At 67.8% G+C, this 14,092-nt stretch carries 12 protein-coding genes and 2 pseudogenes; 12 read left to right on the top strand and 2 right to left on the bottom strand.

The features are described from left to right. Positions 1 to 2 precede the first annotated feature (2 nt). The 4 genes and pseudogenes from EJC51_RS01335 to EJC51_RS48485 all read left to right on the top strand — a co-directional run. The gene (locus EJC51_RS01335) at positions 3 to 2,759 is read left to right on the top strand and encodes an alkaline phosphatase family protein (protein WP_126269297.1); all 2,757 of its coding nucleotides are present in this window, start codon (positions 3 to 5) and stop codon (positions 2,757 to 2,759) included. Between the two features lie 157 nt (positions 2,760 to 2,916). Then, positions 2,917 to 3,402, top strand: a complete 486-nt coding sequence (locus tag EJC51_RS01330; RefSeq protein WP_126269296.1) for a hypothetical protein — start codon at positions 2,917 to 2,919, stop codon at positions 3,400 to 3,402. Further along, positions 3,399 to 4,166: an SMI1/KNR4 family protein gene (locus EJC51_RS01325; protein WP_126269295.1), complete on the top strand. Its 768-nt coding sequence runs from the start codon at positions 3,399 to 3,401 to the stop codon at positions 4,164 to 4,166. The genes EJC51_RS01330 and EJC51_RS01325 overlap by 4 nt, the downstream gene beginning before the upstream one ends. Then, a pseudogene (locus tag EJC51_RS48485) lies at positions 4,139 to 4,243 on the top strand (IS5 family transposase); the annotation flags it as partial. The gene EJC51_RS01325 and the pseudogene EJC51_RS48485, both read left to right, overlap by 28 nt. Positions 4,244 to 4,406: 163 nt before the next feature. Here the strand turns inward: EJC51_RS48485 and EJC51_RS01320 are convergent. Further along, positions 4,407 to 5,123 carry an SDR family oxidoreductase gene (locus EJC51_RS01320; protein ID WP_126269294.1) on the bottom strand — a complete coding sequence of 239 codons (717 nt, stop codon included), beginning with the start codon at positions 5,121 to 5,123 and terminating at the stop codon, positions 4,407 to 4,409. 71 nt (positions 5,124 to 5,194) lie between these two features. Here EJC51_RS01320 and EJC51_RS01315 point away from each other — a divergent pair, with 71 nt between their 5' ends. The 5 genes and pseudogenes from EJC51_RS01315 (at position 5,195) to EJC51_RS01295 (ending at position 10,793) form a co-directional block, all read left to right on the top strand. Then, positions 5,195 to 6,010: a helix-turn-helix transcriptional regulator gene (locus tag EJC51_RS01315; RefSeq protein ID WP_126269293.1), complete on the top strand. Its 816-nt coding sequence runs from the start codon at positions 5,195 to 5,197 to the stop codon at positions 6,008 to 6,010. Positions 6,011 to 6,052: 42 nt separating this feature from the next. Continuing rightward, positions 6,053 to 6,225: pseudogene (locus EJC51_RS48480) on the top strand (IS21-like element helper ATPase IstB); the annotation flags it as partial. 376 nt (positions 6,226 to 6,601) lie between these two features. Further along, the gene (locus EJC51_RS01305) at positions 6,602 to 7,096 is read left to right on the top strand and encodes a DUF2690 domain-containing protein (protein WP_166682799.1); all 495 of its coding nucleotides are present in this window, start codon (positions 6,602 to 6,604) and stop codon (positions 7,094 to 7,096) included. An 8-nt stretch (positions 7,097 to 7,104) separates the two neighbouring features. Continuing rightward, the gene (locus EJC51_RS01300) at positions 7,105 to 10,104 is read left to right on the top strand and encodes a hypothetical protein (protein WP_126269291.1); all 3,000 of its coding nucleotides are present in this window, start codon (positions 7,105 to 7,107) and stop codon (positions 10,102 to 10,104) included. Positions 10,105 to 10,136: 32 nt separating this feature from the next. Next, positions 10,137 to 10,793, top strand: a complete 657-nt coding sequence (locus EJC51_RS01295; protein ID WP_126269290.1) for a hypothetical protein — start codon at positions 10,137 to 10,139, stop codon at positions 10,791 to 10,793. Positions 10,794 to 10,865: 72 nt separating this feature from the next. Here the strand turns inward: EJC51_RS01295 and EJC51_RS01290 are convergent, their stop codons facing one another. After that, entirely contained in the window at positions 10,866 to 11,198 is a 333-nt protein-coding gene (locus EJC51_RS01290) for a hypothetical protein (protein ID WP_126269289.1), read from the bottom strand. Positions 11,199 to 11,340: 142 nt separating this feature from the next. Here EJC51_RS01290 and EJC51_RS01285 point away from each other — a divergent pair, with 142 nt between their 5' ends. From EJC51_RS01285 to EJC51_RS01275, 3 genes are all read left to right on the top strand, one after another. Next, entirely contained in the window at positions 11,341 to 12,357 is a 1,017-nt protein-coding gene (locus EJC51_RS01285; protein WP_244362358.1) for an AAA family ATPase, read from the top strand. A gap of 233 nt (positions 12,358 to 12,590) precedes the next feature. Next, complete coding sequence (locus tag EJC51_RS01280; RefSeq protein WP_244362355.1) at positions 12,591 to 13,301, top strand: helix-turn-helix domain-containing protein; 711 nt, start codon at positions 12,591 to 12,593, stop codon at positions 13,299 to 13,301. A gap of 97 nt (positions 13,302 to 13,398) precedes the next feature. Further along, on the top strand, positions 13,399 to 13,953 hold the full coding sequence (locus EJC51_RS01275) for a dihydrofolate reductase family protein (RefSeq protein ID WP_126269287.1): 555 nt from the start codon (positions 13,399 to 13,401) through the stop codon (positions 13,951 to 13,953). Positions 13,954 to 14,092 lie beyond the last annotated feature (139 nt).

Genomic DNA, 14,092 nt, shown 5'->3' with positions numbered 1-14,092 from the left:
CCATGCAGGTAACACGGCTGCGCCGGGTTAGCGAGAAAGAGCAGGTCAGCCTCTTCGGCAGACGCGTCGGCCGGCGCACCCTCCTGGTCACGGCGGGTATCACGGTCGCGCTCGGCGTCACGGGGACCGCCGTCGCCTCGACGTGGCAGTTCGGCACCCAGCAGGTCGCCCAGGTCACCCGCAATGGCCAGGTCCTGCCCAGCGACCAGTACATCAAGCCGTACGGCGACCGCACCGTCATCAACGACGGCAAGATCATGTCGTCCACGGTCAGCCCGGACGGCACCCACCTCGCGGCCGCCGTCGCCGACGGCGACGCCTCGCTCGTCGTCCTGGACCTCGCGACCGGGCAGGTGAAACAGAAGGTCGGCACCAACGCGGCGGACGACCTGCGCATCAAGACCGGCTCCGTCGGCCAGGAAGGTCCGACGTACTCGCCCGACGGCACGCAGCTGTGGCTGGGCCAGGCCGACGGCTACACCAAGTTCACCGTGGGTGCGGACGGCACCCTCAGCAACCCGGTGACCGTCTCCATCCCGGCCGACGGCACCAAGCACGCGCTGGTGGGCGCGGCGGTCTTCTCCGCCGACGGTTCCACCGTCTATTCCGCGGTCAACGGCCAGAACCGGGTCGTCGCCATCGACGCGGCCGGCGGAACCATCAAGCAGAGCTGGGCCGTCGGCAACGCCCCGCGCGGTCTCGCCCTGGTGGGCCGCAAGCTCTACGTCAGCAACGAGGGCGGGCGCCCGGCCGAGGCCGGCGAGACCACCATGAACTCCTACGGCACCCAGGTGCCGGCCGACCCCGACACCGGCGCCGCCACCACCGGCACGGTCAGCGTCATCGACACGTCAGACGCGTCGGCCGCGGTCGGCAGCATCGAGGTCGGTCTGCACCCGATCGCGGTGTACGCCAAGAAGGGCACGGTGTTCGTGACGAACACCGCCGACAACAGCGTCTCGGTCATCAACACGGCCAAGGACAAGGTCGTCCAGACCATCGCCACCCAGCCGTGGCCGGAGGCCTCGGTCGGGTACGAGCCCAACGCCGTGACGCTCACCGACGACGGCCGCCTGCTGGTGACGCTCGGCCGCGCCAACGCCGTCGCCGTCTACCGCTACACCTCCGCGCAGCAGCCGGCCCGCTACGTCGGCCTGCTTCCCACGGACTACTTCCCCTCGGGGATCACCACCGTCGGCAAGCAGGTGATCGTCTCCAACACCCGTGGCGTCGACGCCCGCCGCCCCACCACCGCCAGTGGTCACAACACCCACGACACGACGTCGAGCCTGACGCAGTTCACGCTGCCCGACGACAAGACCGTCCGCTCGCAGACGGCCGACGTCTTCAGGCAGAACGGCTGGACGGCCGGTTCGGTCCTCACCGCCAACGGCAAGGGCCACGCCAAGCCGCTGCCGGTCCCGCTGCGCCTGGGCGACCCCTCGACGATCAAGCACGTCTTCCTGCTGGTCAAGGAGAACCGGACCTACGACCAGGTCTTCGGCGACCTGCCGCAGGGCGACGGGGACTCCTCGCTGACCACGTTCGGCGAGAACGTGACGCCCAACCAGCACGCGTTGGCCCAGCAGTTCGGGCTCTACGACAACTTCTACGACGTCGGCACCAACTCCGCCGAGGGCCACAACTGGCTGATGCAGTCGGACAACCCGGAGTACACCGAGTCCTCCGCCGGCGAGTACACGCGCAGCTACGACACCGAGGACGACGTGCTCGGCCACCAGAAGACCGGCTTCATCTGGACCGGCGCGCAGGCGGCCGGTAAGTCCGTCAAGGACTTCGGCGAGTTCCAGTCGATCGAGTCCAAGCCGGCCGGCGCGACCTGGCAGAACCTGTACTGCGACAGCAAGAACATGGCCGCGACCGGCGCGCAGACCCAGTACCCCATCAAGACCGGTTCGGCGATCCCGTCGCTCAACAAGGTGGCGGTGCAGGGCTTCCCGCTGTTCGACCTCGATGTCCCGGACATCTACAAGGAACAGATCTGGAAGCAGGACTTCGAGAAGAACGGTCCGGCGAACCTGAACATGTTCTGGTTCTCCAACGACCACACCGGCGGCCCGGCGAACGCCTCCGCCGAAGTCGCCGACAACGACCTCGCGGTCGGCCGGATGGTCGACGAGATCACGCACAGCAAGTACTGGAGGGACTCGGCGATCTTCGTCGTCGAGGACGACTCCCAGAACGGCCTCGACCACATCGACGGCCACCGTGCGCCGGTCCAGGTCATCAGCCCGTACGCCCAGCACGGCACCGTCGACAACCACTACTACTCGCAGATCACGATGGTCCGCACCATCGAGCAGATCCTCGGCATCCACCCGATGAACCAGCTCGACAGCGCGGCCACCCCGATGTACGGGGCGTTCACCCCGAAGGCGAACTACACGCCGTTCACCGCGGTGCCCAACCGGACCTCGCTGACCCTCGGTGTGAGCCCCCAGCCCACCTGTGGTTCGGACACCCCGGCGGCGCAGGACAAGCAGGCGGCCGCCGCGCCGACGACCACCGCGGTGTCCCAGGCGGCGCGGACGGTCGCGGCGCAGTGGAAGGCCTGGGCCTCGCACCAGCGCCTGACCGGCCCGAACGCCGTGCCGGACTACGCCAACCCCGAGCAGATGAACCGTTACACCTGGTACCAGACGCACAACTTCACCAAGCCGTACCCGGGCGACAAGCAGGTCTACGCGCCGAACGCGGTACCCGGCGCCTACCTCCCGTCGCCGGAGTCCGACGGCTGACCGAGCCTCATCCCGACGGAGTCCCGCCCGACAGGGCCCTGCGGCCGGCGTCACCGCCGGCCGCAGGGCCCTGTCCGCGCCTCCCGTACCACGCTGCCTCCGACAGGGTTCATCGATACGTTGGAGGCATGCGCTTTGCCGTCTGTAGTCTGTTTGTGTGGCTGAGACCTGGGACGAAGCGCAGCTGATCGCGGACGGCTTTGAGCGTGTGTACGTCGAGTTGGAGTGGTACGACGGTCCCCGCTTCGGCCTCGCTGACGTAGACGGCAAGCCCCACTACTTTCAGAACGACGACTACGGCCAAGACGACGAAGCCAACGAGTACCGTGTGTGGCCCGCCGACGAGGCCGCGGTGAAGCTGGAACGCGAGCAATGGGCGATCTACGCCCGGTGGAACCAGCGTTATGAGGCCGGGACGGTCACCACTGAGAGCCATCCGGGTCACGGGGGAATCGATACCCGCTACGACGAACTGACACTGATACTGGCCCCCCACCGCCAGGCACCGGACGACGCGCGTCGGCTTGTCGGCGAGCTGCGGTTCGACGCGGGTGATCGCTACCGGGTCGATGGGCTCGACTACTGGTTCCGGTGGCGCGTCCAAGCAGCTGAGGACGCCGGTGATCATCAGGTGTTGCGTTGACATCCAATGATCACGCGGCGCCACTCCACCGTGAGCCCAGCCCAAAGACCAGGCAAGAGGCGGACGACGACGCGTTGATCAAAGCTGTGCGGGCTCGCGCGTGGGATCCGGGCCTGCGATTCGACCGCGCGGACGTCCCTGTCGCGTGGATCATCGAGCGTTGTGGCAAGCCCCGGTTGGAACGGATACGAGGCGACATAGTTTCGTATGGCAGTGACGGGACGGTCGAGCTCAAGGCCGAGACCGAGGAGGTGCGCGACTACTACGCCGACGCTGCTCGCGGGCCGCTGTTCCCTCCGATCTCCCTGTCAGACGTCGAGAAGGCAGAGGACAGAATCGGACGCCGCCTTCCCGAACTGCTTCGGCGCCTCTACACCGAGGTCGCCAACGGAGGATTCGGACCCGATGGCGGGCTTGCCTGTCTGACCGACGGTAACCGGGCCCCAGGGCACGTGCGCGACTGGCCGTGCGCGGCCAGCGTGCACGAACGTAACCGGTCAGAGGGCATGCCACCGTCGTGGCTCCTTCTCGCCTACGGCGGCTGCACGATGGAATGGCATGTCTCGTTGAGCGCAGTCGACAACCCAGTGCTTCTCTACGACGCCGACGGTTGCCCCTTTGGGGAAGACCCTCACGACGGCCTTCGCCATGCGACCGCCTCCCTACGGAAATGGCTGTGGACCTGGGCTGACGGTGGTGACGTCTGGGATGAAACGGATGGTGTGGCGCCTGCGGGATCTGGTCCGATACCCGCAGGGAATTGAGCGAGTCGGTACTGTCCGCATGGCGCTTCGAACGCCGCGGCCGGGCCGTGGACATGGGCCGGCCGCCGCGGCACGACCATATCTCCCACTCGGCCAACGCCAGCAGCAAGATCACCAGGTCGCCGCGCTGCGAGGTGTGACAGGGGATGCCAGCTGTCTGCGCTGCGGCCATCAGCTCCGTGGTGGCCAGCCCGTCGAGACGGGCTGCAACGTAACTCCGTTGTGCTGCTCAGCGGTGCCTTACCAGGGCACGGGTGTTGCGTCCCAAGAGAAGAAGCCGCCGGTGGGGCCGTGGTCGGGCAGCAGTGCCAGGCGGATGGCTGCCTGGGCGGCCTCGCCCGGGTCGTCTCCGGCAGCGGCCGCCAGGGGGTTGAGGTCGGTGGCCCGCATGCCGGGAGCGAGCGCGTTGACCTTGAAGCCGTCCTCGGCCAGCGTCTGGGCGTAAAGGACGGTGAGGGCGTTGAGGGCGGCTTTGGAGGACCGGTAGGCAGCGGCGCCGCCGTTTCCCGGGGTGAACTGGGGGTTGGGGTGTGTGCTCCAGGTCAGGGATGCGGTGCCGCTGGAGATGTTGACGATGCGCGGGCGCGGGGATTGGCGCAGGGCGGGCAGGAAGGCATTGGTGACCGCCACGACCCCGAAGACGTTGGTCTCGTATGTGCGCCGGAATTCCTCGACGCTGGTGTCGGTCGGCAAGGCGAGTGACGGTGAGATCCCGGCGTTGTTGACCAGGATGTCCAGGCGGTCGACTTGGGTGGCGGCCTGTGCGATGCCGTCAGGGTCTGTGACGTCGAGGACCAGGAGGCGGGCGCGTGCGCCGATCTCCTCGACGGCTCGTTGTCCGAGCACGCGGTCGCGGGCGCCGATGTACACGGTGACGCCTTCGGCGGCCAGGAGCCGGGCGATGTGCTTGCCGATGCCCTTGTTGGCACCGGTGACCAGAGCTGTGCGATCGTTCATGGCACCTACGGTTCCCTGGCTGTGGGCGTCCTGCCAGGGACGACCTGTACCAGGCAGTGGGAGGAAGCGGCATGGCACGACAGGAGCTGGCACGCTTCCTGCGGGAGCGCCGGGCGGCCTTGCGTCCCCACGAGATCGGCCTGACGGCGGCCGGCACCGATCGCCGGACCCCGGGCCTGCGCCGCGAAGAGGTGGCCGAGCGCGCCCACATGTCGGTCGACTACTACACGCGGCTGGAGCAGGCCCGGGGCCCGCGGCCGTCCCCGCGGATCCTGGACGCGTTGTCCCAGGCACTGCGGCTGACGCCGGCCGAGCGCAGCCACCTGTTCCGCCTGGCGGGATCGAGCGCGCCGCCCGGCGTCAGTGCCGTGCGGCGGGTACGCCCGCATGTGGCCCGGATGCTGGAGCGACTGCCGCAGACCGGTGCCATCGTCACTGACGCGGCGTACGGCGTCGTCGCCTGGAACCCCTTGGCCCAGGCACTCCTCGGCGGCGATCTCAGGGGCGGGAGGGCGAACCTGGCCCGGCGCCGCTTCCTTGGCCAGGGACGGATGTATGAGAGCTCCAGCGCCGAGGAGTTCGGGCACATTGTGGTGGCGCGGCTGCGACGGGCCGCCGACCGCTACCCGCACGACCCGCAGTTGACGGCTCTGCTGGCCGAACTGCACACCGGCAGCGAGGAGTTCCGGCAGATATGGCAGACGCGTCCGGTCCACGCCCCCGGGCACCGCACCAAGATCCTGGATCATCCGGAGACCGGCACGCTGCGGTTGAACTGTGACGTCCTGCTCGTGCCCGAGGATGACCAGGAAGTCGTCCTGATCACGGCCGACCCCGGATCACCTGCCGCGCGGACCCTGCACAGGCTGGCCAGGCCGGCGACCTGAACTGGCATCGGAACGGTCACATGATCCGAGACCGCGCCCATGGTCCACACCCACGTCAAATGCGATGGGATCAAGAAAGGCCTGCCCCCGCTGCCTCATCGGCGACTCCGGCACCGGCAAGTCGCACCCGCTGATCGCACTCGGCACGGGAGACGGCGATGGCCGGCCACTGGGTCAAGTACGTCCTGGCGGCCAAGCCGGTCGACGAACTCGTCGCGAAGGGCCACTTCCGCAACCGCATGCCCGCCGGGCGAGCGACATCATCGCCACCAGGCCTGCCGCCTCCCGCGCGGTCGGCCGCTACGCGCGGCCGCTTTGTGCCGAGACGTCAACTTCGCGGCTGCACAGGCGATCCGTGCTGCCGGCTCACTGTTCGCGGACGACTTGATGAACCCGCTACCGGCCGGGATGTTGCTGTGAGATCTTGATGGGCAGCCGGTCGACACCGTGACTGAGTATGTCATGTCTCGGACAAATTGGTGTCGTGTCGGTGGATACGCGGCAAGAAGTGCTGCCCTCGATGCGGCGCCCAGAAGAGCAGAGAGATCTGAGGTGATGAGAGTGCACGGCATACGAAGATGGGGGCCGACGATGGCTGCCCTGACGCTGCTGGCCGGGGCCTTTCAGGGATTCCAGGCGTCCCCGGCGGCCGCGGTCGACTGCTTTCGGGACACCTGTGCGGGCAAGGACCCCATTGCGATGGGGTGTGACAACGATGCCGAGCTTCTGCAGCAGGTGACCGAGCCGGACGAGTCGGTCGCGGTGCGGCTGATCTGGTCGCCGCTGTGCCAGGGGGTGTGGTTGAAGATCTCACGCGATCTCGACACGTCCCCCGACTACGTGTACGGGACGTTGTGGACGACACGTGCTCCCGACGGCGGCATCGAGGAGTACGACACGACCGGCCTGCTCGGCGACGGCGTGGCGGGCGCCTACACCAAGATGCAGAACTGGAAGGCCACGACGGCGAAGGCGTGCTGGAACGACGTCGATGCCCAGTTCGACCCCGCGCCGCTGCGTTACATCAAGAACAACAACGACGCCAGCCTTCCGCTCCGGCACGGCTCGTGCACGGACTGGATGTAGGGGAGAAGATGCGCAAGAGACGTCTCAGGAGATACTTCTCCGCGAACCCTCTGATAGCACTGAGTGTGGTGGCGGCATCGGCCACTCTGGTCCCCCTGGCCTCCTCGGACCCGGCGGTGCGGACGGCCCCCACCGCCGCGGACGGCGCGACGCCTGGCCTGTTCTCCGCGCCCGGCAAGGAATTGGGTTCGGGCTACGCCTCCTCCTCGGACGAGATCGTGCAGGCCACCGGTGACGCCGAGGGACTGCACATTCTCGCGGCGCGGGAGAGCGACGGGTTCTCCTTCTACGAGATCGCCCGGCTCAACCGCAGGGAACTGTCCGAGGTCGGACCGTGGACGGGCTACGTCTGCACCACGGGATCGGGGAACTACGCGGCGGCGGTCTACGCGCCGTCGGCCTGGTCCAACGAGCCCGGTGCGTACGAGAGCGGCGCGTTCGCCGCGGTGATCCGGCTCTCCGACGGCAAGGTCACCGAGATTCCCGACCGGGTGCAACTGGCCTACTTCGCGCCCGGCTGTGGCACGGGCGACCAGGTGGCCTTCACCTCCAGTTCGGCCACCGACCGGTCCATCGGCTCGACGACGGTGATTTCGGTCGACGCGGAGACCGGATCGGTGTCCTCCCGCCGCACGATCAAGGGCCACCTCACGCACGTCACGCCCACCCAGAGGGGCACCGTCGGGGTGCTCGGGGGTGCCCTCGTCGACCTGAAGGGCGACGGCAAGAAGCTGTCCGCCCGCAGTCTCGCCGCGGTGCCGGGCCCGATGTTCGCCCTGACGGCCTCGAAGAACGGCACCGTGGACATCGGCACGGTCGACGGCGAGAGCAGCGTCATCTCCCGCTTCGACGGCAAGGACTTCACCGAGCTGGGCCGCGCCCCGAAGGGCAAGGTCAAGCTCCTTCCGGTGGCCGACGGCGACGCGGTCGTCGGTGACGTGGCGGGAATCGACACCAGCCGCGCACCGGGGCTCGCCAAGCACGCGGTGAGCGGCCGCGTGGTCGGGATCTCCCGGCAGGGTCACCTGGTGACCAACTCGGTGTTCTCCGAGCAGATGAAGGGCATCACCTCCACCATCGGCTCGCCCTCGGCCAAGGGCGCCGGATCACTGTCCGTCAAGGCGACGGCTCTCAGGACCGGGGCGAAGGCGAGCACCCTCGTCGACGCCGACCGGGAACGGCCGAAGCCGGATTCCTCGTTGTCGATGGACCCGGCCGCCTTCGTCACGGCGGGCCGCGACGACACGGACCCGCTCACCTGCGGTGAGGGCGGCCCGGAGTCTCAGTGTCTGTCCGGGTACGGTGCGGCCGTCCGCGGCAAGATCGCGGAGATGGAGACCCCCTGTATCGTCAAGCGCAACGACCCCAAGCGCCAGGCGCTCCAGGCCAGCGCGAACATGGTCGAATGGGCGGTCGACCAGGCCGTGCACGGCCAGTTGACGGTGTCCCGCCCCGCGAATTGGCACGACACGGGCCTTGGCGCCTACACCCCGCAAGGCCTGTTCGAGAAGCCGAGGCTGACCGGCGGGGGTGAGATTCCCGCGCAGATCATGCTGGGGGTCCTCGCCCAGGAGTCCAACTTCAAGCAGGCTTCCTGGCACTCCGTGAACGGCGACTCGGGCAATGTCACCAAGTCCGACTGGTTCGGCAACGGCAACGGCATCCACTACTACCCCAACCGGGCCTCGGCCGACTGCGGATACGGCATCGCCCAGGTGACGACCCGCATGTCCGAGAAGGACTCCGAGCAGTACGACGCCCTGCACGCCGGCGCCATCACGACCGACTACGCGGCCAACATCGCCGCCGGTCTGCAGATCCTGGGCGAGAAGTGGAACCAGCTCAAGGCGCTGGGCATGAACACCAACAACGGCGACCCGGCCTACCTCGAGAACTGGTACATGGCGCTGTGGGGCTACAACTCCGGCGTCTACACCTCCGGCGCCGTCGGTCTCGGCTACTTCAACAACCCGATCAAGCCGGAGTACCCGGCCGACCGCCAGCCCTTCCTGCGCTACAGCTACGACGACGCCTCCCACCCCGGCGACTGGAGCTACCAGGAGAAGATCCTGGGCTGGGCGGAGGTCCCGCAGATGACCTGGGACGGCGTGGCGTCGTACGTCAAGCCGGACATGCCGTTCGACGTCATCACGGTCGCCCCGCTCGACGCGTTCTGCGCCCCGTCCATCAACGCCTGTGACCCGGACGCGGCCGACCCCTGCCCGAGCTGGGACTCCTCCTGCTACTGGGACAGCAGCGTGAACTGGATGGGGTCGCAGAGCACCGCCAACTCCAGTACGGAGACCCTCCGTTACGCACTCGGCTCGGGCGAGCCCGAACTCCAGAGCAAGTACGACCACGGCCCGTGCATCGACCACCCGGGCGTCTACACCAACGCGATCATCGTCGATGACCTCGGCGAGCACGAGGACACCTACGGCTGCGGGGACTTCGAGGGGGCCTGGGACGGCAAGTTCACCCTCCAGGTCGGTGACAACATCACGATGCAGCGGGACGACGGCACCTACCGCGCGACCCCCTACATCGCCCCCATCGACCTGCACCAGCTCGGCGCCGGGTACGACCACCACGTCTACTTCACGCACAACTACCCGGACACCGACTACTTCCACAAAGTGACCGGCCGCTGGCAGGTCAACCCGAACAAGCTCCCCGCGGGAGACGACTTCGGCCAGCGCTACAAGGTCTTCGTCCACCTGCCCAGCCACGGCGCCGAGGCAGTCGTCCGCTACAACTTCATCCCGGGCGACAACACGGCCGGCGCCAAGCCCGACTACTGCAACGTCAACCAGGGAACCCGCAGCAACGGCAAGGAGACCTGGTTCGAGATGGGCACGTTCACCTTCTGGAAGGGCGGCCGGATCGAGGCGGACAACCTCCACTCCGCCGGTACCGGGGACGACAACGTGGTGTTCGACGCGATCGCCTTCGTTCCGTTCACCACCGCCGATCCCGGCCCGTGCAACCTCGTCGACGGTGGAGTGTGATGCGCGCCGCCCTCCGTGTTCCCGCCGTGCTGATGACCGTCGTCATCGGCACGGCAGGAGCCGTCTCCTGCAGCCGGAGCACGCCCGAGCCTGCGGCGTCCGACCGCACCACAGCCGCGGCGCCCCGTGCCGAGCCGTCCGCGTCGAGGACCGCGCCGCGGGCCGCCGAGCTGCCGAAGCACGCGGTGACAAGCGACAAGCAGCCCAGCTTCGGCGAGGCGGACACGATGGACGCCGGATACTCCGGAAAGGATTTCCTCGCCGCACTCTCGAAAGACTGGAAGCTGAAGCTGGACAAACCCGTCGACGAAGAGATGCCCGACGGAAAGAAGAGAACCTACATCCACGGACAGCGCGGGAACGGAATGACCCTTTCGGCGGGATACGCCGATCACCGGAACATGTCGTCGCTCCTGTGCCGAACCAGCACGAACCAATCCGACGGTTTCGACTTCCTGGCGGCCTGCACACGGCTCGACGTGTCGGGAGTGGACCACGGAAAGGCGTCCTCGTGGCTTGAGCAGGCGAAGCGGGAGACCGATTCCCTGTACGAGAAGAGGGTCGCCGAGACGGGAAACAAGAAGGAGTACGTCGTCAGCGGGGTGTTCACCTCGGGACCGGTGACGATGATCCTGCACCGGGCCTACGACAAGTACTCGCTGAGGATTCTCGGGGGTGCGGTGGCGTAGGGAAACCGGCTGACCCACCCAGCGAGCGAAGGTCCCTGCCCACTTCGGCGGGGGCCTTCGCGGCGATCGGCCCTAGAAGGGCGAGCAGATCAGTTGGTCGGACTTCTCCTTGTACTCCTGCATGTCGCCTGCCTCCCAGCCCGCCTCCTTCAGGCTCTGCATCAGCGCTGCCGTGTCGCCGCACACGACGGAACGCTGCCGATCGAGGTAGGCCTTGACGCCGTCAGCGGTGAGCCCTTCCCAGGTCCGCTTGACGTCCTCATTCTTCTCGTGCGCATAGGAGAACTCGACCCATTCCTTTTCCCGATCCGTCAGACGGGACGTGTTGATCGGTGCCTCGCTTCCTCCGCACGAGGCGACCATGAGAGTGCACGCCACCACGAGACATATGTGCGCCTTCTTCACAATTCCTCTTCTGTGTAGATCGCCGGAGGCGCATCCTACGTCATGTGCGTGTCAATTTCCTGAATGGAAAACACCTTGATTCGCGCCTGCGGCAGGGGAGGGGGACTGGACCAGGGGCAGGAAGGCGTAAACGAACCGGCTGATGGCTGCGCAGCCCTGGCTGCCCCTGCTCGGCAATGCGACGACTGCAAGGCATGGGAGCTGTCCGGCGCGAACGCTGCCGTCACAGCGGGACAATCGTGATCGCCGACGGCGCTACCGCGGCAGCGGCCTGGTCATCGGGCACCGCGGCAACACGGCCAGGCCGAACTGTCGCTGGAACGAAGAGCACAACGCTTCCCACCGACCGCGCCAGCAGCACAGCTTCCTCCCCTACGCCGAGGACGGCACCGTCACCCTGATCGGCGCCACCGCGGAGAACCCGAGCTTCGAACTCAACGGCGCCCTCCTCTCCCGCACCCAGGTCCTCGTCCTCAACATGGCCGAACAGCTCCAGGCCCTCCCCGACACCGGGACAACCCTGGACACCACCGCGCTCGCCCACCGCATCCAGCAGCGCGCCCCTCTGTACGACAAAGGGCAGGAGGGCCCCTACAACCTCATCTCCGCGCTGCTCAAGTCGATGCGCGGCTCGGATCCGGTCGCGGCCCTGTACTGGCTCGCCCGCATGCTCGACGGCGGCGAAGATCCGCTGTTCGTCGCCCGCCGTCTGGTCCGCTTCGCGAACGAGGACGTCGCCATGGCCGACCCGCACGCCGTCCGGCAGACCCTGGCCGCCTGGGATGTGTACGAGCGACTCGGCTCCCCCGTAGGCGAGTTGGCGATCGCCCAGGCCGTCGTGTACCTCGCCACCGCCCCCAAGTCCATCGCCGTCTACCGCGGCTTCAACGCGGCGCACCGATCGGCCCGGCACACCGGCTCGCTCATGCCACCTGCCCACATCCTCAACGCCCCGACCCGGTTGATGAAGGACCTTAGCTACGGCAAGGACTACCAGTGCGGCCCGAACACGGCTGACGGCTTCTCAGGTGAGGACTACTTCCCCGACGACATGAACCCCAAGACGTACTACGAGCCCACCCGAAACGGCTACGAAGCCCAGATCAGCGAACGCCTGCGCCACTGGGCCACGCTGCGCGCCCGTCGGCAACGCGGCTGACGCGGACACGAGGGCCGGGCCGGCAGTCGGCACCTCCTTCAGTGGGAGGGCGGGCGTCGAAGTCGGCGGATGCGGTGAGCAAGCCGGCCGCGAGCGAGGCGGCGTCACCCTGCGTTCAGCCAGACCGATCTGCGCCGGTTCCTCCCGCCCATCTCGCAGGCGCCCTGGCTGTCATGACGGCGTGGCACACTGGCGGCTCAGGCAGCGGTGAAGGGGGGATCACGTTGGATCTGGTGATCGAGAGCAGGCCGTCGGAGCTGCCGTACATCGAGCGGGTGTGGCGCAGCCGTAGTGACGGAGAGGGCCGGATGATGTCGATCGCGGCATCGCACTGGGAGCTCGTCTTCTGGGAGCACGACGGTCAGGTCCAGGCGGCCGTCTTGGGCCCGGAACCCAGCGCATGTCTGGCTGATGTCCCCAAGGACGCCACGTTCTTCGGTATCAGCTTTGCCCTGGGTGCCTCGATGCCGCACCTGCCGATCAGCCGGCTCGTGGGCAGTAGCGCGGAGATACCCGATGTGACGCGGCGCTCGGTCTGGCTGAAGGGCTCTGCCTGGCACCCGCCCGATTACGACAACGCGGAGGCTTTCGTACGGCGCATGGTCCGGGAAGGCATCGTGGACTGCGATCCGATCGTGCCCGCCGTGCTCGGCGGGGCTGCCCCCGATGTCTCCGAGCGCACCCTCCAGCGCCGCTTTGTCGCGGCGACGGGCCTCACCCGGGGCGCCATCCGGCAGATCCACCGCGCCCGTGAGGCGGCGGTACTGATCCAGGAGGGCGCGCCGGCCCAGGACGTCGTGCACCGGCTGGGCTACTTCGACCAGCCGCATCTGGCGCGGTCCTTGACCCGGTACATCGGCCGGACCGCCACTCAGCTGTGCCGACCGGGCGGGGCTGAGCCCCTGTCGCTTCTGTACAAGCCCTCGTCCTCGATGCCCGCGTAGGTTTCCCGGCATAGCCAACGGGGCCGGAGGTCCCTGGTCGCAGGGCCGTCCCGGCCGTAACCGGGTCTGCCGTCCCGGAAATCATCACGGAGGAATCATGCGCAAGGTCGTTTCGAGTCCGTTCATCTCGCTCGACGGTGTCGTCCAGTCGCCGAACGAATGGCAGTTCGCCTTCGACGAGGAGATGGGCGCCGCGCTGGGGAAGGCGCTGGAGACGGCGGACACGATTTTGATGGGCCGGGTGACCTTCACCGAGTGGGCTGGATACTGGCCGACGGTGACCAGCGGGGAGGACGCCGGTTTCGCCAAGTGGATCAACGATTCACCCAAGTACGTCGTCTCGTCGACGCTGGAGAGCGTCGACGACTGGGCCAACAGCACGCTCATCGACGGCGATCTGGTGGCCGCGGTTGAGAAGCTGAAGGCGGGCGAGGGCAAGGACATCACCGTCGCGGGCAGCCCGACGCTGGTTCGTTCGCTGCTGGAGCTGGATCTGCTGGACGAACTGGTGCTGTTGATCCACCCGGTGGTGGCCAGCGAGGGCCGTAAGAAGCTGTTCACGGACGACGCCGCGCTGAAGAAGCTGGAACTGGTGAGCGCCGAACCCACCAGCAGCGGTGTGATCATCGCGACCTACCGCCCCGTGCGCTGAGCGCCGCTCAGCGGCAGCGTCGCCCCATGGAGCTGGCCACGCACGAACACGGCCGGGCAGCGTCGTGTCAGCCGGCCCGGCCCGGCACCGGGATGCCCCTCTGGGCGGCGGGTGAGGGGTATGGATGTCGAGGAGGTCA

The organism is Streptomyces aquilus, from assembly GCF_003955715.1.
GTDB lineage: Bacteria > Actinomycetota > Actinomycetes > Streptomycetales > Streptomycetaceae > Streptomyces > Streptomyces aquilus.
This window is presented reverse-complemented; position numbering and strand designations above follow the sequence as displayed.

Coding starts and splice junctions, on each gene's coding strand:
- EJC51_RS01335 (WP_126269297.1), top strand. CDS start 3: ATGCAGGTAACACGGCTGCGCCGGGTTAGCGAGAAAGAGCAGGTCAGC.
- EJC51_RS01320 (WP_126269294.1), bottom strand. CDS start 5,123: ATGAACGATCGCACAGCTCTGGTCACCGGTGCCAACAAGGGCATCGGC.
- EJC51_RS01315 (WP_126269293.1), top strand. CDS start 5,195: ATGGCACGACAGGAGCTGGCACGCTTCCTGCGGGAGCGCCGGGCGGCC.
- EJC51_RS01305 (WP_166682799.1), top strand. CDS start 6,602: ATGGCTGCCCTGACGCTGCTGGCCGGGGCCTTTCAGGGATTCCAGGCG.
- EJC51_RS01300 (WP_126269291.1), top strand. CDS start 7,105: ATGCGCAAGAGACGTCTCAGGAGATACTTCTCCGCGAACCCTCTGATA.
- EJC51_RS01295 (WP_126269290.1), top strand. CDS start 10,137: ATGACCGTCGTCATCGGCACGGCAGGAGCCGTCTCCTGCAGCCGGAGC.
- EJC51_RS01285 (WP_244362358.1), top strand. CDS start 11,341: ATGGCTGCGCAGCCCTGGCTGCCCCTGCTCGGCAATGCGACGACTGCA.
- EJC51_RS01275 (WP_126269287.1), top strand. CDS start 13,399: ATGCGCAAGGTCGTTTCGAGTCCGTTCATCTCGCTCGACGGTGTCGTC.